The organism is Streptosporangium sp. NPDC049046, from assembly GCF_040649155.1.
Taxonomy (GTDB): domain Bacteria; phylum Actinomycetota; class Actinomycetes; order Streptosporangiales; family Streptosporangiaceae; genus Streptosporangium.
Map to the genome: position 1 here is coordinate 1 of NZ_JBEZEZ010000002.1, position 20819 is coordinate 20819.

Genomic DNA, 20819 nt, shown 5'->3' on the forward strand with positions numbered 1-20819 from the left:
CGCGCCCCGGCAAACCCGGGGGGGGTTCACCCCCCCCCCGGGGGGCCGGTGGGCGACCGCCGATGACGGCGGTCTCACCGTCCGGTCCGCTGCCGGGAGTCGCGGACGCGGGCGGGGAATCCTCGGGGTACCGCTGGGAGACGGTTCAGGAGAGGGTGGGGGTGGGCGGGGTGCCCGTGCCCGACCAGCTGCCGATGAAGCCGAAGGTGGTGGACCCTCCCGCCGGGATGGATCCGTTCCAGGCGGCGTTGGTGAAGGTGAAGACCGGGGCGGCGGCGGAGAGGGTGGCGCTCCACGCCTGGCTGATGTTCACCCCCGAGGGATAGGTGAGGACGGTCCGCCAGCCGGTGACGGCCGAGGTGCAGCGGATGGTGACCTCGCCCTGGAAGCCGCCCTGCCAGTGGTTGGTGGTCTGGTAGGTCGAGGTGCAGCCGCTCGGCGGGGTCGAGGTGGTCGTGAAGGTCGCCGCCGGTGAGGCGGCGGAGGTGTTCCCCGCCGCGTCGCGGGCGACGACGGTGACGCTGTAGGCGGTCTGCGGGGTGAGCCCGGTCAGGGTGATCGAGTTGGTCGCGGACGAGCCGAGCTTGGTGGTGCCACGGAAGACGTCGTAGCCGGTGACCGCGCGGTTGTCGGTGGAGGCGGTCCAGGACAGCCGGGCACCGGTCGAGGTGATCTCCGAGGCGGTGGGTGTGCCGGGCCTGGTCGGCGCCTGGGTGTCGGGGGTGGTGGTGCCACCGTAGATCGTGGCCTCGACGGAGGTCTGCGCGATGCCGTTCGCCCCGTTGAACAGGCGCTGTCCCCAGGGGGTGAGGTTGGCGACGTTGAAGTTGGTCACCTGGTCGAGATACTCGACGCCGCCGCTGTTGCCACTCCAGGACCAGCCGAGGTAGCCGATGCCCCTGGCCTGGGCCTGGGCCATGATCGTGTCCTCGTCCGGGTTGCCGTCGGAGTGGTCGAAGCCGAACTCGCCGACCACCAGCGGCAGCCCCGCGGTCTGGAACGCCTGCATGTAGGAGGTCACCTCGGCGGCCGTGTCGAACACCCCGTACATGTGGACGGAGAAGACCGTGTTGCGCTGCGGGTCGGCGGCGAAGACCGTGGAGGCGTTGTCACGCATGGTGAAGCTCCAGTCCTGGCCCCAGTTCGGCGCGTCGACCATGATCAGGTGCTGGAACCCGTTGCTCCGCAGCCGGGTGATCGCGGCCGAGGTGGCCTGGGTCCAGCCCGGGGTGGTCGCGTTGTTGCCGATGGGTTCGTTGCCGATGTTGAGGACGACGTAGTCCTCCTGGCCGACGATCGAGTTCTTGACGCTGATCCAGTAGTCCACGGCCTGGTCGAGGGTGTACGCGCCGGCCTGCTCGCCGTACCCAGTGGTGTCATGATTTTCCAGGACACAGATGAGCTTGTTCTGCTTGCAGAGCGAGACGACGTTCGCCACGTCGGAGGCGCTGTTCGCGGTCCACCGGCCGCCGCTGAGCACCACCCTGACGGTGTTCGCGCCGAGCGACTTGATGCCCGCGAACGAGCCGGTCTGGGTCGGGTACCAGGTGTGCGCGTGGCTGGTTCCCCGCATGACGAAGGCGTTGCCGTTCGCCTCAAGGATCCGCGTACCGCTCACGCGGAGACCCACGGCGGCGTGGGCGGGCGGTACGGAGACGATGAACGGAAGAAGGAGCGCCAGGAGCAGCGCCAGTCTGATTCGCATGACCTACCTCGGTTGGGGGGGTGCCCGGCCGGGCGGAGGGGTCGTCGCGCCCGGCCGGGGGTGAGGAGGCGTCCGTGGGGGAGAGACGGACGCCTGGCTGACGGGAGTCGGTTCGTGGTGCGCAGGGTCGGTGCGAGGTGCCGGCGGGTGGTGGAGACGGTCGGAGCGGGTGCCGGTTCGCGGTGCGGACGGTCGGAGGTCGATGCGGGGGATCGGGGCGGGGACGGTCGGATCGAAGGTCAGCCGGTGGTGCAGTTCACCGGGGTGGGAACGCCGTTGGTGCCGCTCTGGGTCGCGGTGAACCCGAAGGACGTCGAGGCGTTCGGAGCGAGGGCCCCGTTCCAGGCCGCGTTCTTGACGGAGACGTCCGCGCCCGTCTGGGTGTGCGTGCCGCTCCAGAGCTGGCTGATCGTCTGACCGTTGGGGAACCTCCAGGTCACCGTCCAGCCGGAGATCGCCGAGGTGCCCGTGTTCTTGACGGTCACATCTCCCTGGAAGGCGCCCTGCCAGCTGCTGGTGACCGTGTACGTGGCCGTACAGCCGCCCACCGGGGCCGTCGTCGTGGTGAACGCGGTGCTCTCGGAGGCGGTGGAGGAGTTGCCGGCCGCGTCCCTGGCCACCACGGAGACGGTGTAGGCCGTCGCGGGGGTGAGCCCGGTGAGGGTGTGGGAGGTGGTGGTGGCGGTGGCGACCTTCGTCGTCCCCTGGTAGACGTCGTAGCCGGCGACGCCCACGTTGTCGGTGGAGGCCGTCCAGGTCAGGGTGGCGCCGCTGCCGGTGATCGCGGAGACGACCGGCTTGCCGGGACGTGACGGCGCCTCGGTGTCGTTCTGCGAGGCCGTCGTGGTGAACGCGGTGCTCTCGGAGGCGGTGGAGGAGTTGCCGGCCGCGTCCCTGGCCACCACGGAGACGGTGTAGGCCGTCGCGGGGGTGAGCCCGGTGAGGGTGTGGGAGGTGGTGGTGGCGGTGGCGACCTTCGTCGTCCCCTGGTAGACGTCGTAGCCGGCGACGCCCACGTTGTCGGTGGAGGCCGTCCAGGTCAGGGTGGCGCCGCTGCCGGTGATCGCGGAGACGACCGGCTTGCCCGGCCGCGACGGCGCCTCGGTGTCCGCCGGCTCGTCACCGGGCGGGTTGCCCCAGATCTTCGTCGTGCCCGCGTAGACCGTCATGTTCTGCGTCCGCACCGGGGTCGCGCCCGGCGTGGTGGGGATACCGGTGTACGACCAGTCGTTGGACGGGTCCCACGTCCCGGTGCTGGCGATGCGGAACTGCACCTCGCGCCGGTGCTGCGACTGGCCCGCGGGGGCGATCGAGGTGTTCGAGCAGTCGACGGTGACGTAGTAGGTCTTCCCGGACAGCAGGGTCGGCCCGGTCGGCGCCTTGCACTGGTTGTAGGCGGACGTCACGGAGACCTGGCTCGCGGTCGTGGCGCCGTCGAGGGTGAAGTAGTAGCGGAAGGAGCCGTTGGTCAGCGCACGCGCCGGCCAGGCCGACTGGTTCCTCACGATCGCCTTGATCTCGGTGAACGTCGAGCCCGTGGCGTTCACCCCGGCCTCGACGAAGATCTCGGGGCCGTCGGGGGTCTCGGCGACGGGGAAGTTCGCGGCGGGGGCTCCGCCGTACTCGCGGTAGAGGCGGGCGAGGGCACTGGTGAAGCCCGCGTTGTAGTCGGTGGCGACCTCGTTCATCACGTAGTCGTCGCGCTTGTCGGTGTACTTGTCGTCGGGGTCGGGCGGGCCGCCGACGAGGGCACCGTACAGGGTGTGCCGGGTCTCGACCGGGTTGGTCATCTGGTCGGTCCACGAGCCGTGCGCGGTGCGGTGGTGCGGGTTCTTCGGCGGGTTCGCGCCGAACCCGATCATGTACGAGGAGTTGCGCGGGTTGTCACCGAGGGCGTAGTTGATCTGCCTGACCGCGAAGTCGTGGTAGCGCGCCTTCCGTGTCGCGTCGGTGATCGAGTCGGAGTGGACGAGCGCGACGAACGAGGTGTTGGCCGCGTAACGCAGCGACCCCCATCTGTCGAGCACCGCGTGGCCGCCGGGGGAGTACTTCACCCGCTGCCCGTTCACGCCGACCGTCCAGAAGTCGAGCCAGCGGTTGGCGTCGTCGAGGTATTTCTGCTTGCCGGTCAGCTTGTTCAGCAGCACGTAGGCGCCGTAGGACTTGTCGTCCCAGGCGATCGTCCACTTGTAGGACTTGATGGTGGACTGCGGCTCGGTGCCGAGGTTGTCGTAGTACGACTCGGCCTTGGTCAGGTAGGAGGCCTCCTGGGTGGCCCGGTACAGCCAGATCGCGCCCCAGACCAGCTCGTCGTTGTAGCCGCTCCACGACTGGTAGTAGCCCGACGCGTCGGTGATGCAGTCGCTGTACTTCTTCCGCACGGTGTCGGCGAAGGTGTAGAGCTGCCTGGCGTGCGTCAGCAGCGTGTCGGCGTACGTCGGATCCGTCGGACGGAAGACGATCGAGGAGGCCGCCATCGCCGCCGCCGTCTCGCCGGCCAGGTCCGATCCCCCGCACGAGGCGTCGATCTTGTAAGAGGGCCGCTCCATCTGCATCGCCTCGGCGGGGCCCCACCAGGCGTGGTCCTTGCCGCCGTTGCCGACCTGCCCGTACAGCACGTTCGCCGACGGGTGGGCCTTGATGAAGTAGTCGTTGACGAACCTGAGGTTGTTCAGCAGGTGGGTGAGCTGCCCCGAGGAGGCGTACGCGTCGCGGTACTCCACCGCGCCCCAGGCCAGCATCGTCGCGCTGGCCGCCATCGGCAGACCGAACTTGACGTGGTCGCCCGCGTCGTACCAGCCGCCGGTCAGGTCACGACCGACGTCCTGGCCGTCGCCGAGCCCGGAGGGGCCACGCCAGCTGACGCGGTTCCAGCTCGGCAGCGGTCCCGACTGCTGGGCCTCGTAGAACCAGAGGGACTTCTGCAGCGCCTCGCCGTACGCGAAGGCGGGCGCCGCGGCCTGGGCGCCGGTGGCGGACACCGTCACCGGCACGGCCGCCAACGCCAGCAGCGCGAGCGCCGCCAGGGTCTTCTTCATGGGGGGTGCGCCTCTCGGAGGTGGTGCTCGGGGCGTGACGGCAGGTCAGGGGTACCGTCACGCCCCGAGGTCTCAGGGGGGTTGAGCCCGGGTCCGGCCCGGGGGAGAGCCGGACCCGGGGGCGGGGGGTTACGGGAAGAGGCGGCCGTACTCGGCGAGGGCGACGGCGACGTCCACCTGCGCCCAGAACCGGTGGTAGTTGAAGGTCGGGGCGGGGCCCGTGCCCTTCAGGTAGGCGTCCACCTGCGGCCAGTCCGGGTCGTTCTTGTAGAAGGACCGGATGGACAGGAAGGTCGAGTTGGAGTTGATCACGTCGCCGTTGGGCATCTTGCCGGTCCAGCCCGGGGGCACGTAGACCGGGTCGTTGAGGCGGTTGTAGTCGGCCTTGGTCTCGGGGACCGAGACACCCTTGGCGTCCTGGTTGTTACGCCACATGCCGTCGAGCAGGCCCTTGGCGACGGCCTTGGCCGTGGCGTCACCGGACTTGGCCGCGTAGTACATCAGCACCTTGGCGTACGAGCCCGCCACGCCCACGTCGGTCGTGTAGTCCCTGATGCTCACGTGCAGGTTGGTGTTGGGCGTGGGGTTGTTCGGGTTCCAGGTGTTGGGCTGGCCGGTCCAGATCAGCGTCGAGGGGATCTGGTAGGTCCCGTCCGCGTTGATCGTGGTGTTGTCGGTGGCCCACTTGACCCACTTGTCCAGGACGATCTTGGCGTCGGCGTTACCGGTCGCGTAGTAGAGCTCCGCGACCCGCTCCAGCGACCACGCCTGGAAGCCGAACCACTGGTTGGACGGCGGGTCGTGGTAGACCGGCTGCCAGTCGTAGGCCATCCCGTAGAAGGTGGGCAGCGTCGACGGCGGGGACGCGTAGTGGCCCTGCCAGCTGTTGGTGGCGCCACCGGCGATCGCGCCCTCGCTCGACTGGAGCCAGCGGTAGAACTCCATCTGCCGCTTGGTGCTGGTGGTCCAGTCCTGGACGGCGGTCGTTCCCTTGGGCTTGAGCGCGTCCACGCTGGACAGCACCCACGCGGCCATCGGGTTCTGGTAACCGGAGTGGTTGTGGCTGGAGCCGATCCTCCAGGACCAGCCGGCGGAGGTGTCGTAGGCGCCACCCCAGGCGTAGTACCAGCTCAGCAGGTAGGCCGAGCTGTCCTTGCCGGTTCCGGCCGGGCACCCGGTGCTGGTGCAACCCTGCTTCTTGAAGTACTTGTCGTACATCGCGTAGCGAAGGTAGTCGCCCATCTTCGCGGCCTTGGAGATCGTGGAGGAGACCTGCGAGGCCTTGCCCTGCTCCGTGGCCCAGGTGTGCGCCCAGTAGGCGGCCTGGATGGCGCGGGCGTCGGCGTCGGGAGCGTTGGTGTACTTCCACTGCTTGGCGTACGCGCTGTCGCCGGTGAACAGGTCCAGGAACCCGTTCGTGCCGCCGTGCTTGAAGGTGTCGCAGGACGGCTGCGGGATGGTCTCGAAGACCGACTCCTCAGGACCGCGCTGGTAGGTGTTGATGTACGCGGGCTTGGTGGTCCCGTCACCGCAGCGGCCGAAGCCGTAGGTGTTGTCCACGTCCAGCAGCCAGTGCATACCGTAGATGTCACTGGTGCCGTACGCCGTCTTGAGCTCGTTCGCGATCGGGTCGACGCCGACGCTCACGCCGCTGTCCAGTCTGGACGGGTACTGCTTGATGTCGTCCCACTCGCCGGCGTACGTGGCGGGCTTGGACGGGTTGTAGGAGGCGTTGGTCGGCTGGTCGGCCGTGGCCGGGATGATGTACTTCTCCATCGAGGCCCAGGCGGCGTTGAACTTGGTCCAGTCGCCGGTCACCTTGCCGTACGCCGCCTCCAGCCACAGGTAGTAGCTGTAGGCCTCGGAGGTGGTCTCGTGCCCGTGGTCAGGAGCCTCGACCAGGAAGGTCTCGACGGAGTGGTAGGGCACGCCCTCCGGCGAGAAGTAGCCGTTCGCCGGGTCCTTGAGCTTGTTGTACATCGTGACGAAGCGCTGGATGTACTCGTTGTCGCCGCCGCCCGAGTCGTTGTCGACCTCGGTGGCGGTCGTGGTGGCCGAGGTGTGGCCGGTGGCGCTGGAGGTGAACACCGCGCTGCCGGAGGTCTGGTCGGCGTCTTCCGCCGCCGCGAGCCGTACCGTCTGCGCCGTGTTCCAGTTGGAGGTGGTGAAGGTCAGCGACGCGCCGGAGGCGACCGTGAGGTCGGTGTCGCCGCTCGTCCTCGCGGTCGTCACGGTGACGTTCGAGGACGGGGCCCTGGAGAGCTTCACCGCGAGGTCGGCGGTGCCGCCCTCGGGGACGGCGATCGTGGCCGGGGTGACGAGCACGGCGGGAGTCGAGTTGGCGGTGACGGTGATCCCCACCGGGTTGGAGGTGGTCGTCGCCCCCTTGTCGTCGGTCGCCCTCGCGGTGAGGGAGTAGCTTCCGGCGGCGACGTTCGCCCAGCTGTAGGTGTACGGCGCGGTGGTGTCGGTGCCCAGCAGCGTGGTGCCGTTGTAGAAGTCGACCTTGGTGACGGTGCCGTCACTGTCGGTCGCGTTCGCGGCGATCGCCACCGTCGCGGGTGCGGTGAAGGTGGCGCCGGCCGCCGGGCTGGTGATGCTCGCGGTGGGCGGCTGGTTGACGGGGGTGGTCCCCCCACAGGTGGTGCCGTTGATCGTGAAGGAGGTCGGCTTGGGGTTGGAACCCGACCAGCTGCCGTTGAAGCCGATGCTGGTCGAGGCGCCGGTGGCCAGGTTGCCGTTCCAGTCGAGGTTCCTCGCGGTGACGTTCTGGCCGCTCTGCGCCCAGGTGGCGCTCCAACCCTGGGAGACCCTCTGGGTGCTCGTCGGGAAGGCGAATCCGAGGGTCCACCCGGTGAGCGGGTCACCCAGGTTCTTGACGGTCACGTTGGCGGTGAAGCCACCCTGCCAGTCGTTGGTGGTGTAGGTCACATCGCAGGAGACCGCCGCGAGGGCGGGGGAGGCCGCCAGTGCGGTGGTCGTCCCGGCCGCCAGGCTGAGTAACACCAGTGCGGCGATCCGTCTCCGGAAGCGTGGGAGCGCTCCCGCTTTGATGGGGAACAGATGCATGAAATGGGCCTCCGTGAGTGTGGATCGATGCGAATCCGCTGGTGGTGACACCGCATCGGATCAAGCAAGGGAGAGAGGGGGTGGGAGCGCTCCCATAAAGAATTCTGGAGACGGTGAACGGGATGTCAATGGCATGTGCCTCCGGTTACGCCGATGTTTCACGGCCCATGCCGCCAGGCTGCTGTGATCCGGTCGGCCTTTTTTGCGAACCGTGAAAGTTTCAGAACAGTTGATCTTTCCAGCCGAGTGCTTGTTTGTGCGGGTGTCTCCGACCCCGGGCCCGCCGCCCGGGGCGGCCACCGATTCACCCGGGTCCCCGGCGTCTCGGACGGGCGCGTGGCGACCCGCCCCTCCGGTGTGTTCGGCGGCACGCGGCGGGCTGCCCTTCCCCCGTCAAGTCCTCCGCCCCGCCGACCGTCGGCCGAGCGGCCTGCGCCTTCCTCGCCGAGGTGCTCCGCCCCATCGGCCGATGGCCGGTGGTCTGTGTGGTGACCCGCTCGTTTCCTGTCGAGGTGCTTCGCCCCACCGGCCGACGAGACGGCCGGTGGGACGGCTTCGCCTGCGTCGGACGGCGGGTGGCTCTCACGGGGCCTCACCCCGGCCGGCGACGGCGACCGGGAAAGGCGAACGACGAGGAAGAGCCGCGACAGGAAAAGCGATGCGCTTTTGTGCCGCCCGGTAATTCCCGGGCGTCACTCCTCGGGAATTCTCGATTTTTCGAACCTCGGCCGATCGCTTCACCTCTCAGAGTTCTCCGCCCCTCGGGGGCGTCCGAAGACTCTAAAGTCCCCGGCGTCTTCGGAGGCTGAGAATATGTTCTCCTCCGGTCTTTTCAGCGCTGATGGCGATGGTGTCCGGACCGTGGGTGCCGGTGACGGTTGCGTTCCCGGTTCTTCGCCTTGAACATTTTTTCCCTGGGCGGATACGTAATGGTGCTCCGGTTGCGTTTCTTGTCGTCGCGCGCGTCGCCCGCGCCACCCGTGCCACCGGCGGAGAGGGGGCCGGCGGTGGAGGTCGGACTCGTCGTCGACGCCGGGCAGACCCCCTTGGGTCCGACGACCATGGTCAGCACCGGTGAGGAGCTGGGATCGAGCCGGTTCGTGCCCGCGAAGGCGGCCACGAACTCATGGGTTCGTTGCGGTACCTGGGACACGATCAGGGTCGCGCGGCCGGTGGCGTCGGACTGGGTCCTGTCCTGGCTCACCCCGTTGGCGAAGAACTCGACAGGCCCTGTCGGCGGGACCGGCCCCGAGGAGGTGACGCTCGCGACGAGAGTGAGGTGACCCGGCGCTTCCGGATCGCAGAACGCGGCCAGCTTGGTGGAGGTCTTCCTCGGCGGCATGACCGTGCAGGCGGACCGTGTGACGGTGGTGTCGTCCATGCTGACGCTGCCCTCACGGGCCAGAAGGCGGCCGTTCACGGTCGTGCCGTCGGCCGTGGTGATCGAGGTCAGCGCGAGGAGGTTCCCGGCGAAGACGGAACCGGCCCCCAGGGTGGCCGAGCCGCCGACCTGCCAGAAGACGTTGCACGCCTGGGCGCCGTTGACGAGAGTCACCGTGCTGGCGGGCGCGGTGATCAGGCCGGGTGCCCGCAGGACGAAGAGGGCGTTCGGGTTCCCCTGTCCGTCGAGGGTCAGTTCCCCGGTGAGCTGGAAAGCGCCGGAGACGGAGTTGTAGACGCCCGGCTTCACGGTGGTCCCCCCGAGCTGCGCGGGGAGGGAGGCGGTGCCGCGCAACCCCACCACGTTCCGGTAGGCGGTGGCCAGGTCGGTCTGCGCCTGTGCGGCGACGGGGTCGGCCGCGTAGACGGCGCCGGCCATGACGCCGGGCGGGAAGCCGGTGGTCACCGATCCCGGGCTCACCCCCAGCTCGCCGGTGACGACGCCGGAACCGGTGTTGGTGACCGTCCTTCCCGCCAGGATCGCGAAGTTCGTGGCCGTACCGAGCGACACCGGTGCCATCGCGTCCGTCTCGGGCGTCTCGGGCGTATCTGGTGTATCTGGCGTCCTGGGCGTCTCGGGTGCCGGGTGCCCTGCGGCCGCCGTGGTCGCCGGGTCGGTCTGACGCGTCGTGTTCGCCGCGTGGGCCGTGTGCGGGGCCGCGGCGACGCAGCCCAGTGCGACCGCGACGGTGAGTGCCCCGGTCAGCCAGGAGTGGACGGTGGTTCGAGCGACAATACGTGAGTGACCAATTCTTGTCACAATGCTTTCCTTTTCTTTTTGGTATTTCTCCGTTCATGCGCATTGCCGATGATGCGCCGTTTTTCCGACACTACTGACCTTTGGCGGCGCGGTCGTCGTACGACATGCGGATTGTTTTGTCGCGTTGCCCGCGGTGAGCGTCATGAAAATGCGGCCATGTTATTGTTTGTGTGGATATCAAAGGGAATGCTGTGGCGTCCGTGGACCTCGCACCTCCGCCGTGAGCGCCCACATCCGACGATTTCCCGCGCCGAATGAGCGCCGTGGCACGCCCCCGCTCATCACGAGAGGGCGTGCCGCCAGGCGGCACGCCCTCGATGGTCCCGGGGTGCGGGAAGGCCGGACACACGGCCCGGGAGACGACACGCGAACGGGGCCCGGACGCGGCGAACTCCCGGCGCAGGCGCTAACGCGGGTGGCGGCAGCACCCGGCCCACGAGCGGTGGCGGTGATGCCCGCGCTCACGGTCCTTTATCTTGATCGCGTTGCCGCTGTGCTGCCTGCTCTTGATGCCCTGGCCCCCCTTGTTCTTCCCGTTCCCCGCCGTCGTCGCCTGCGCCTGGGCCGGGCAGAGACCGTTCCGGCCGACGACCAGGGGCTGCGGTGTCGAGGCGCTGGGATCCAGGTCCGTGTTGCCGGGGAAGGCGGCCACGAGCAGGTGGGTTCCCGGTTCGATGCCGGTCACCGGCAGGAGGGCGCGGCCGTTCGTCCCGATCGGGGCCGTACCCAGGCTCACCCCGTCGGAGAGGAACTCGGCGGAGCCCGTGGGCGCCGTGGGCCCGAAGGGTACGACGTTCGCGGTGAGGACGAGCCGGCTCGTCCCCCTCTGTGAGCACGCCGTGGCCAGCGTGGTGGCGGTCTCCCTCGGTGGTGAGACCGCGCAGTGGGCCGCCGTGACGATGTCGGTGTCCAGGATGACGGCGCCTTCGCGGGCGAGGAGACGGCCGGCGACGTTCGCGCCGGTGGCCACGGTGATCGAGGTCAGCGCGAGGACGTTTCCGGCGAAGCTGGAGCCGGGGCCGAGCGTGACCGAGCCGCCGACCTGCCAGAAGACGTTGCACGCCTGGGCGCCGTTGACGAGGTTCACCGTGCTGGCGGAGGTGGTGACGAGGTCGGAGGTCGTCCTGAGGATGAAGACGGCGTTCGGGTCGTTCTGCCCGTCGAGGGTGAACTCCCCGGTGATCGCGAAGGCGCCCGTGGCGGAGTCGTAGGTGCCGGGAGTCACGGTGGTCCCGCCGAGTTCCGTCGGGAGGGTGGCGTCGACGGGCTGTCCCGCCGCGTCGTCGTAGGCGGCGGTCAGGTCGAGTTGGGCCTGCGCGGCGGTGGCGTCGGCGGCGTGGACGGCGCCGACCACGACGCCGGGCGGAAAGCCGGTGATCACCGATCCCGGGCTCACCCCGAGGTCCCCGGTGACCACGATGGGGCCGGTGCCGGTGGCCGCCGTCCCGGCCAGGACCGCGAAGTTCGCGGCGGTGCCGAGCGGCGGCGGCGTCGTCGCGTTCGCCGCGTGCGGGGTCGCGGCGACGCAGCCCAATACGAACACGACGGTCAGGACCCCGGCCGGCCAGGAACGAGCGGTATTTCGCGAGGCGGTATACGAGCGACCAATTCCTGTCACAATGCTTTCCTTTTCTTTTCGGTATTTCTCCGTCCAGGCGCATTGCCGATGATGCGCCATTTTCTCTGACCCTACTGATCGGCGGTGTCGTATCTGGCATACGACATGCGGGATGCTTTATTGCGTGGTTATCGGCTCATATCAGAGAGATGTGGCCGTGTTGTTTTCCGGGATATCTCGACCCGGGGCGGGACCGCCCTCCGGTGGGTGAAACGAACAGAGGGCGTGCCGCTCGGCGGCACGCCCTCGATGGTCCGACGAGATGACGCGTCAGGACCGGGTGCGGGATCGACGGTACGAGGTCAGGTGCAGGTGATGCCGGACGCGCCGGGGGTGGAGGGCCCGTTGGCGGTGAATCCGACGACGACGGACTGGCCCGCCGCGAGGCTGGTCGCGTGGCTCGGGGCCTTCGCGGTGAAGGTGGTCCCGCTCTGCGTGACGGTGGCGTTCCAGCCGCTGCCGAGCGTCACCCCGGACGGCAGGGTCCAGCGCACCGACCAGTTGTTCCAGGCCGAGGTTCCGGTGTTCTTCACGGTCAGCGCGGCCTGGAAACCTCCCGACCAGGAGTTCGTGAGCGCGTAGGAGGTCTCGCAGGCCGCGGAACCCGGGGTGGGGGTCGGTGTCGGGGTGGGTGTACCGGTGCCGCCCCCGCCGACCGGTGCGATCAGGTACGGCTGGAGGATGTCCTGCTTGTCTTGGTTGATCGAGCTCCAGTCGTCCTTGGCGATACCACCGGTGTCACCCGAGTTGGGATTCCACGACCAGTAGGTGAACGACATCCCGTTCACCCCGGTGCCCAGATACTTCATCAACTCCTGGAGCCAGATCTTGTCCACGGGCGCCTGCATGGTGGTCCCGAACTCGCCGAGCATGATCGGGGCGATGTTCTGCTTGTAGAGGTAGCCCCAGTACCTGTCCCAGACCGCGGGCAGGTTCGCCGGATAGTTCGGCGCGTCGAACCACGCCTGGCGGTAGACCGAGGTGGCGTAGTCGTGCGGCGAGTAGACCAGCCGGTTCGCCACGTTCAGCCGCACCGGGAACTCCCCGGCCTTCGACAGGTTGCCGCCCCACCAGCCGCAGTCCTCGTCGTTGCTCGGGTCGTTGTCCCAGACGTTGGACAGGCCCCCGCTCGGGCAGCTCACGCCTTCGACGAAGATCAGCCAGTTGGGGTTGACCGAGAGCACCGCGTTGCCCGCCCGCTCGGCGGCGAGCCGCCAGTCGCGGGTGGTGTCCCCGCAGCCCCAGCACGCCCCGGTCGCGGCCGGGTTGGTGCCCTCGGCGTGCGGCTCGTTGTGCAGGTCGGCGCCGATGACGGTGGTGTTGCCCGCGTACCGCTGGGCGAGTGCCTTCCAGTCGTTGATCCAGGTGCTCTCCGGCGTCGCGGGCACGTACCACAGCGGTGACTGCCCGGCGGCGGTCGGCCGATGCCGGTCGAGGATGATCCGCATGCCCTTGCTTCCGGCGTACGCGATGACCTTGTCGAGGATCTGCAGCGGGCTGTTGCCGACCAGGTCGGGGTTGACGAAGTCGTTCACGCCGCTGGCGACCGCGCCGGGCTTGAGCGCGTCGTTGGAGAACGGTACGCGGAGGGTGTTGTAACCGAGCGAGGCCATCTTGTCGATCTGGCCTCTCCACGGGTTGTTCGACCACAACCCGTGGAAGGTCTTGTTGTCGGTCTCCATGCCGAACCAGTTGATACCGGTCAGCCGGACGGTCGCCCCCGTACTGTCGACGATCTTGTTGCCGGAGGTGCGCAGGTAACCGGTGCCGGTCCCAGCCGCGGCACCGGCCGGGGAGGAGCCGAGCGCGACCGCCAGCGCCGAGGTGACCGCGAGCGCCGCGAGCGCCGCCGGCCACCTGCGAACACGCAGGACTTTCATGGAAAGGGCCCTTCAAGGACGTGATCTGTTCGCGGGGTGAGAACCTCGCGATCGAAAGGTGCGGCCGGACGCGCTCGCCATGGTTCGGCGCCTGCCCCGCTCCCGTCAACCACCATGGGAACCGGTTCGCCCCGATGCCGTGCCCGCACCCCGTCCCAACTCGCCCTGTGCGACCTCGGCCCGCCTGTCGTTCCGTGAAAGTTTCACCGGCCGGGCCGCGTCTCCCGCACCCGGCGTCCGGGGCGGCGGTCACCGTTGGTGAACCCCCTTCGGCGGGCGCGACCCGAACCCGCCGCCGAATGGCACGCGTTCTGACCGTCCGGTGAAAACCGCGGGAACAGTTCGGCGCCGCCGATCCTGTCAAGGATAAAAGGTGGCCGGGAATTCGCCTCGGCCGGGCGTCGGTGTTCATCCGAGGTTTCACCGACGATGTCGGAAACGGCGAATGCGACAGGTTCCCGAAGCCGGCGCCCGGGTCCTCTCGATTCAAGAAGCGAGAGGACCCGGGCGCGTTTTTCGACTTTCCGGCCGGTTGGTTTTCTAGCCTGTCAACGCGACCGTCACGAGCATCAACTGGGCCTCCAGGGCGTGGCGGAAGTCGTCGGGCAGCGAGCCCTCCCGGTTGCGCTCGGCGATCTTTCTTCGGATCGGGTCGAGGTCGCCGGAGCCCCAGACGCTGTTGGCCAGCACCTGCCGCAGGTCCAGGGCCACGTCCGGGCGGATCTTGCCCTCGTCCTCCCCCTTCGCGAGCACGTCGTTGAAATGCCGCACACTCTGGTTGAGGTTCGGTGCGTAGGAGTGGATCGCCTCCGACCCGGGTGCCGGTTCCGCCATCTGCCCACCCCACTTTCGGGTAGGAGAAGTAGGAGAAGGAAGCGGAGTCGTGCCCGGTTGCGGGTAGGCGGTGGTGGGGTCGAGGACCGCGGGCGGTGCCGTTCCGCGACCCTGCGGACCGGCGACCTGCTCGTTGTGCGAGCCGGAGATCCGGCTCCACACCAGGAGTCCCGCGAGCAGAGCCGCCACCGTCGCGACCACCACCCAGCGCCCCAGCCCACCCCTGCCCGCCGAGTGAACCGGGGTCAGGGGTGTGGCCGGTGTCCTGAGGGCCGCGGTCAGACCGTCGGCCACCTCATGGGCCCTGGGTCTGGCCTCAGGCTGGTGCGACAGACAGACCTGGCAGAGCGCGCTGATCCGCGCGGGCATGCCCGGCACCTCCGCCACCGGCGGAGGTCCCTCCCTACGGACGTTCTCGATCTCCTCCCAGGTCCGTTCCGGGTACGGGGGGGCGCCGGTGAGCATCTCGAACAGCAGGACGCCCAGCGCGTAGATATCGCTCGCCGGATCCGCGACCGTGCCGGTGAGCCGCTCCGGAGCCACGTAGGGAGGCGTCCCGTACTCGGAGGTCCAGTCGTCGCCGTCCTCCCCGATGAGGGCGGCGATGCCGAAATCGAGCAGCTTGGCGCCGGTCGAGGTCAGCAGCACGTTCTCGGCGGTGACGTCCCGGTGCACGATGCCCCGCTCGTGGGCGGCGGCCAGCACGGTGGCCAGCCTGGCGGCGATCATCGCCGCCTCCGCCCACGGCAGCGGGCCCTCGGCGATCCGGTCCGCCAGCGGGCGTCCGTCCAGCAGGCGCATCACCACGTACGCGGCGAGGCGCCCCTGCGAGGTCACGGTCTCCCCGTAGTCGTAGACCTCGATCGCGTCGGGGTGAATGAGGCGCGCGGTGGCACGCGCCTCCCTGCGGATCAGCTCGCGCTCCCCTCGATCGAGGCCCAGTTCGCCGTCCAGCAGCTTGACGGCGACCATCCGCTGGAGCGACTGGTCGAAGGCACGCCAAATGACGCTCATGCCCCCCCACGCGATGCGCTCCAGCAACAGATACCTGCGGGTGAGCACATCTCCCGCGCGAAGCCCGACGTGCTGGTCAGGCGGACTCACGGACCACCAGCTCAGTGGGGAGTACGGGATTGTCGCGGGGAGAGCCGGCCGAGCCCATGGAGAGCAGCAGCAGCCGGGCGGCGAGTGCGGAGAACTCCTCCACCGGCTGGCGGACGGTGGTGAGCGTGGGTGAGGTCCGCCGGGCGGTGGGGGCGTCGTCGAACCCGATGACGGCCACATCCTCCGGCACCCGGCGGCCGGCACGACGCAGGGTCTGCAGCGCCGCGGCGGCCATCACGTCGGAGGCGGCGAAGACCGCGTCGACGTGCGGCATCCTGCGCAACAGCCACTGCATGCCGTGCACACCCGACGCGTGGCTGAAGTCGCCGTACGCGACCGGCACGCTGGTCATCCCGGCCAGCGCGAGGGTCTGCAGGAACCCGTCGAGCCGGTCGCGAGCGGCCGGAAGGGCGGGTGGGCCCGCGATCACGCCGATGGACTTCCGGCCGCCGAGCAGCAGGTGTTCCGCCGCCTGCCGACCGCCGTCGCGGTTGTCCATGTCGACGTGGGGGAGGTCGATGCCGTCTGGGGGACGGCCCGCACTCCGTACGGGTATGCCCGAGGCGGCGAGGGTCACCACGAGCGGATGTCTGTCGCGGGCCGCGATCAACAGGACGCCGTCGATGCCTCCTGCGACGAGCGGTGGCGTGGCGATGGTGGAGGTGGCCGCCGTGGCGGTCATCACGGCGAGGGGGACGCCGTGCCCGGTGAGGACCTCCTCCGCAGCCGTGATCATCCGCGCGTAGAACGGCTCGGTGAACAGCCGGTGCGCGGGTTCGCAGACCACGATGGCCACGACCTGGTCGGATCGGCGGCCGGAGCCGCCACGGGGAGCGCGATGCCTTACATAACCAAGACGCGATATTGCGTCATGCACCTGCCTACGAGCCGACGTGCTGACTCTGACTGAACCGGTGAGTACCCGGGACGCCGTGGCCGGGGAAACCCCTGCCTCTGCCGCGACCTGGGCAAGTGTGGGTAGATCGGTCATAACTTCCTCCACACCAAGATTCCGCACAGGTGGGAGCGCTCCCATTGAACCTAGCATTGTTTCGGAAGTGTCAAAAGATGTTTCCGAAAAATCACCTTGTGTATGTCAAATTTCCCTGACAACCCAGTCAGGGGCAAGTATCGACATGATTACGGAGTCATACCATTCCCCGTTTAGGTGCAGGGCGTCACGACAGACACCCTCCTGGACGAACCCGAGCTTGCGGTAGACGTGCGCGGCCCGTTCGTTGAAGGCGTAAACCTCCAGGCCCACCCGGTGCAGCGGCGTGGTGCGGAAGACGTGGTCGAGGGTGAGCCGGATCGCCTCGCTGCCGTAGCCCTTCCCGTACGCCCGGGGGCCGATCAGCGCGATGCGCAGGTTGCAGGAGAGATTGTCGGCGTCGAGCTGGTTGAGCACGATCTCGCCCACGTAGGCGTCGTCACCGGCGGTGCAGATCGCCAGGTCCAGCCGGTCGTCGAGGTCGCTCCGCGAGCCGTACCAGGCCTTCAGCCCTTCGTAGTCGGGCTTGCCGTGCGAGCCGGTCAGCCGGACGGTCTCGGGGTCGTTGACCAGCTCCCAGAGGCCGTCCACGTGCTCGGGACCGACCGGCCGGAGCGTCACGTGCTCTCCGGGGAGTGTGGGTTTGCGCGCGAACATCATTCGGTGTGTCTACCGGCAGGAATCCCGCTGGGCAAGCAGATTCCCCCCGCGAGGGCACGACGGGCCCCGGCTCGGGGTGGGTCACCGGGGTACGTACCGCCCCCGATCGCACGACGCGGTCGAGGAAGCCGCCGATGACGCGGTCCGGTCGCCGGGGCCGTCGGGGTCGCCGGAGTCACTGCGGACTCCGGTCACCCTGACCCCGCGCGAGCCGCACCGTGGCGCGTCCCGGCGTCACCAGGGTCCGTACGGTCCCTGGTTGCCGCCGCCTCTGCCGATCTCCCCCACGGCGGGACGCACGTCGGCGAGGTAGATGCCCGAGGCGATGACGGACGCGATCGTGAAGATGCTCAGGACGCTGAGATACTGCACCGCGGCGGCGAAGCCGAACAGCGCCGCCAGCCCGAGGATGACCAGCCACAGCTTCTTGGTCTGCTTGCCGGTGGCCGCGAACGCCCGCGCCGGGGTCTTCACCGCGTGGATGAGCGCCCAGCCCGACAGTGCGAACACTCCGACGGCCAGGATCCAGAAGACCAGGTCCAGAGCACCGTGGATTTCGATCATCGTCTCTCCAGAACGTTCGCCTCGCCGGTCTCCCTCAGCCTAATGCCGAAAGTCCCGTTCGCGCCGCCCTCGGTTCTTACCGGCCGGGGCCGGCTCGCTTCCGGCCCGCGCCGGACTCGTCCCCGCGTCCGTACCGGACCGCGCCGGTGGCTCGTTCTCGCGCCCGTCACGTCGGTCCGGCCCGTCACGTCGGTCCGGCTCGTCCCGGCGCCGGGTACGGCCCTCGGACGGCGAAGGACCCGTCCCGGCCGCGCCGGAGCGGGTCCTGGAACCGGAGCGTCGTCCGGTCGCCGCCTCACGGGGTTCATGGCGGTGGCCGCGAGCTCGTGCACGGCCCCGCCGCGTGAAGCGGTGGCGAGTCCGCGGGGGCCGGGCGGGTCCGGGGGTTTCGTGAGGTCCGCCGGACCGGCCGGCAGGTTTCGCGAAGGGCTCGCTCAGCTCTTGGTCGTGCCGGACGTCCTGGAGGTCCTGGAGGAGGTCCTCGTCGTGCCCGACGTGCTGGACTTCGTGGTGCGGGTGCCCTTCTTGGGCGTCCGGGCGGCGGCGATCGCGGGCTCGGCGGCCTCGGAGACCTCCTCCAGCTCCAGGGCGATCTCGCCGCTGGTCTTGGAGACGACCTTGCGGCCGCGGCTGGCGAACTCCTCGTACAGCTCGTTGGCCCTGCCCGCGATGTGGTCGGCGTAGTCGCGCGCCTTCACCGGGAAGTCCTTGGCGTAGACCTCGGCCTTTCCGGCGAGCTGCCTGGCCCTCCCCGGGAGGTCCTTCGCGGCCTCGCGGATCTCCTCGCGGCGGCCCTGCAGCTTGTGGATCTGCTCGGGAAGCTCAAGGAGCTTCTCGACGGCGAAGTCGCCGGCCCCGGCGACGGCGTAGAACGGCTTGGACTCGGCCAGCTTCTTGACTTCGGTGGTGATGGGCATGGGTTAACCTTCCTTGGTTTCCTTGGTGATGTGGCCGTTGCTCGGAGGGGCCGCGTAGGGCTTCAACGCGGTGAGGTATTCCTTCGGGAGCGGCACCTCGTCGTCAGACGAGGAGTCCGCGTCACCTCGCCGGGGCTCCGGTGCGAGAGGCGCTTTCTGGGAGGTCTGCGCGTCGTCGTCCGGGGCCTCGGCCTGTTGGTTCTCCTTGCGGAACGACTCGTAGATGTCGATCAGCACCTGGCGCTGGCGCTCGGTGATGAGATGGTCGGCCCTGATCGCGGTCAGCACGTCGCTGTCCGGCTCGCGCTCCTCGATGAGGCCGGCCTGGACGTAGAGCGCCTGCGACGAGATGTGCAGGCCTTTCGCGATCTGGTTCAGGATCTCGGCGCTGGGCTTGCGCAGCCCGCGCTCGATCTGGCTCAGGTAGGGGTTGGAGACCCCCGCCGCCGCGGCGAGCTGCCGAAGGGAGATCTTCGCGTGCGTGCGTTGCTCGCGGATGTACTCACCGATCGAACCGACCTTGGGTAGTGCCATGGTTCGAGTCTGCCGCACGGTGCTTGCAATTGCAAACGGGATGGCTAACACTTGCAAGCACTTTGGGGTGAGCTTGGTTAAACCTGGAGGAAACCAACCACATCACCAGGACGGCCCCCGATTTCGGCATACGGATCCGCCGCACCTTCACGGAGACCCAACACGGGACTGCGCTCGGTGAGGGGGGCTCGGTGCCGCGCGTGCGACGGTCGCCGCGTCCGCCAAGGGGCCCGGTGTGGGGTCTTCGGTGCGGAACCGGCACAAAGGCGGCGCCGACTTCGGTGCGTGGCCGGCCGCAAGAGCGGTGCCGTTAGTACGGGACCAGCCACAGGAGCGGCGCCGAGGACGTCAGGGCGACGGAGAAGGCGACGATGGCGTAGCGCACCCCGCGCGGCAGGACCGGGACCGGGTTCACCAGACGCTCGACCCTGGCCATCACGGCGGCGGCGGAGTTCGCGGCGCCCAGCGCGCCGTGCGGGGCCGGGACGGCGCCCGCCGTGCCGAAGCGCAGCAGGGCGGTCGCGAGGCGGCGCGCGGAGCAGCCACGGCGGGCGACGTCGTCGGCGGCCATCTCCACGAGCAACCCGACCTCGCCCTGCGCGTCCCTGACCACGCGCGACCAGGGCAGCGCCCTGCGCAGCGCGGCGAACGGCAGCAGCACCAGGTCGTGCCGCTCACGCACGTGCGCGGCCTCGTGGGCGAGCACCGCGCTCAGCTCGTCGGCGGAGAGCAGCTTCAGCGCCCCCTCGCTCACCACCACCTGGGAGCGCAGGCCGGGCACGCAGTAGGCGGTGGCGCCCGGGTGGTCGAGCACCCGCACGCCGGGGACCACCGGATCCTCCCGCGCGATCAGGGCGAGCAGGGTGCGATGGCGCCTGCGGGCGCGGAGCGTCTGCGTGCCCGCGGCGAGGAGGACCAGGATCAGCACGGCGAGCGCGGTCAGCCCCGCGACGAGCGCGAGGATCCTCGGCATGTCGTACGGCCTGGGAAGGCCCTGCCCGGCGCCGAACGCGGAGATCGCGAACTCGTGCAGGCCGTGCAGCACGCCCTCGCCGTAGGGTTCGAGCGCGTAACCGAGCAGGGCGCCCGTCCCGGCGAGCCCCCAGGTGACCCCGAGTGCCTGCCACAGGACGATGGCCACGTGCGGGGCACGATAGGTCCATCGAGCCCGGGTGAACCGCCAGGCGCCGACCGCGCAGACCAGGGCGAGCGTCGCCAGCGCTGCCGCGGTCATCTACTCGTCCTCCAGGTCCTCCAGGTCCGTCAGGGCCCTGCGCAGGATGTCGGCTTCGGTGCCGGTGACGGCCTGGGCGAACCGGGTGAGGGCCGCCGACCGGTCACCGGTCAGATCCAGCGCTTCCAGCATAAGCTCCGCGACGTAGGCGTCGCGGCTCTCCGCCGGTGCGTACCGCCACGCGCGCCCGTCGCGGGTGCGGAGCAGGAAGCCCTTACGGGTGAGCCGGTCGAGCACGGTCATCACAGTGGTGGGCGCCAGGTCGCGGTCGGCGATGAGACGCCCGACCTCCCGCGCCGTCACAGAGGATGGCTGTGCCCAGATGATGTCCATGATGCTGCGTTCAAGCTCGCCGAGACCCTTCACGCATCCAAGCCTAACTCCCGCACCACGAGGGGTAGTACTACGGGTTGTCGAGTGATGTGCGTCACATGCTTCTCACCCTGTGTCATCCCGTCCAGGTCGTCGCCC

The 20819-nt window shown here is 69.2% G+C and carries 14 protein-coding genes; all 14 read right to left on the minus strand.

The window, feature by feature from the left end; all coding sequences use genetic code 11:
* Positions 1 to 145 precede the first annotated feature (145 nt).
* Complete coding sequence (locus AB0B96_RS02390; protein ID WP_362895853.1) at positions 146 to 1705, minus strand: cellulase family glycosylhydrolase; 1560 nt, start codon at positions 1703 to 1705, stop codon at positions 146 to 148.
* Positions 1706 to 1944: 239 nt separating this feature from the next.
* Complete coding sequence (locus AB0B96_RS02395) at positions 1945 to 4743, minus strand: glycoside hydrolase family 9 protein (RefSeq protein ID WP_362895855.1); 2799 nt, start codon at positions 4741 to 4743, stop codon at positions 1945 to 1947.
* A 129-nt stretch (positions 4744 to 4872) separates the two neighbouring features.
* Positions 4873 to 7812: a glycoside hydrolase family 48 protein gene (locus tag AB0B96_RS02400; protein ID WP_362895857.1), complete on the minus strand. Its 2940-nt coding sequence runs from the start codon at positions 7810 to 7812 to the stop codon at positions 4873 to 4875.
* An 832-nt stretch (positions 7813 to 8644) separates the two neighbouring features.
* Positions 8645 to 10012: an ice-binding family protein gene (locus AB0B96_RS02405; RefSeq protein WP_362895859.1), complete on the minus strand. Its 1368-nt coding sequence runs from the start codon at positions 10010 to 10012 to the stop codon at positions 8645 to 8647.
* Between the two features lie 406 nt (positions 10013 to 10418).
* Positions 10419 to 11555: an ice-binding family protein gene (locus tag AB0B96_RS02410; protein ID WP_362895861.1), complete on the minus strand. Its 1137-nt coding sequence runs from the start codon at positions 11553 to 11555 to the stop codon at positions 10419 to 10421.
* Positions 11556 to 11932: 377 nt separating this feature from the next.
* Positions 11933 to 13510 carry a cellulase family glycosylhydrolase gene (locus AB0B96_RS02415; RefSeq protein ID WP_362895863.1) on the minus strand — a complete coding sequence of 526 codons (1578 nt, stop codon included), beginning with the start codon at positions 13508 to 13510 and terminating at the stop codon, positions 11933 to 11935.
* Positions 13511 to 14050: 540 nt separating this feature from the next.
* Positions 14051 to 15448 (minus strand): serine/threonine-protein kinase, encoded by a 1398-nt coding sequence (locus tag AB0B96_RS02420; RefSeq protein ID WP_362895865.1) that lies wholly within the window; start codon positions 15446 to 15448, stop codon positions 14051 to 14053.
* Complete coding sequence (locus AB0B96_RS02425) at positions 15435 to 16496, minus strand: LacI family DNA-binding transcriptional regulator (protein ID WP_362895867.1); 1062 nt, start codon at positions 16494 to 16496, stop codon at positions 15435 to 15437. Before AB0B96_RS02425 ends, AB0B96_RS02420 begins: the two co-directional genes overlap by 14 nt.
* A gap of 48 nt (positions 16497 to 16544) precedes the next feature.
* Positions 16545 to 17096 carry a GNAT family protein gene (locus AB0B96_RS02430; protein ID WP_362895869.1) on the minus strand — a complete coding sequence of 184 codons (552 nt, stop codon included), beginning with the start codon at positions 17094 to 17096 and terminating at the stop codon, positions 16545 to 16547.
* Between the two features lie 237 nt (positions 17097 to 17333).
* Entirely contained in the window at positions 17334 to 17663 is a 330-nt protein-coding gene (locus AB0B96_RS02435) for a DUF2516 family protein (RefSeq protein ID WP_350943142.1), read from the minus strand.
* A gap of 434 nt (positions 17664 to 18097) precedes the next feature.
* Positions 18098 to 18580 carry a hypothetical protein gene (locus AB0B96_RS02440; RefSeq protein ID WP_362895871.1) on the minus strand — a complete coding sequence of 161 codons (483 nt, stop codon included), beginning with the start codon at positions 18578 to 18580 and terminating at the stop codon, positions 18098 to 18100.
* Between the two features lie 3 nt (positions 18581 to 18583).
* Positions 18584 to 19114, minus strand: coding sequence for a helix-turn-helix domain-containing protein (locus AB0B96_RS02445; protein WP_350943146.1), 531 nt, complete (start codon positions 19112 to 19114; stop codon positions 18584 to 18586).
* Positions 19115 to 19424: 310 nt separating this feature from the next.
* Complete coding sequence (locus tag AB0B96_RS02450; protein ID WP_350943148.1) at positions 19425 to 20348, minus strand: M56 family metallopeptidase; 924 nt, start codon at positions 20346 to 20348, stop codon at positions 19425 to 19427.
* Positions 20349 to 20714: a BlaI/MecI/CopY family transcriptional regulator gene (locus AB0B96_RS02455; RefSeq protein ID WP_350943150.1), complete on the minus strand. Its 366-nt coding sequence runs from the start codon at positions 20712 to 20714 to the stop codon at positions 20349 to 20351.
* Between the last annotated feature and the right edge of the window lie 105 nt (positions 20715 to 20819).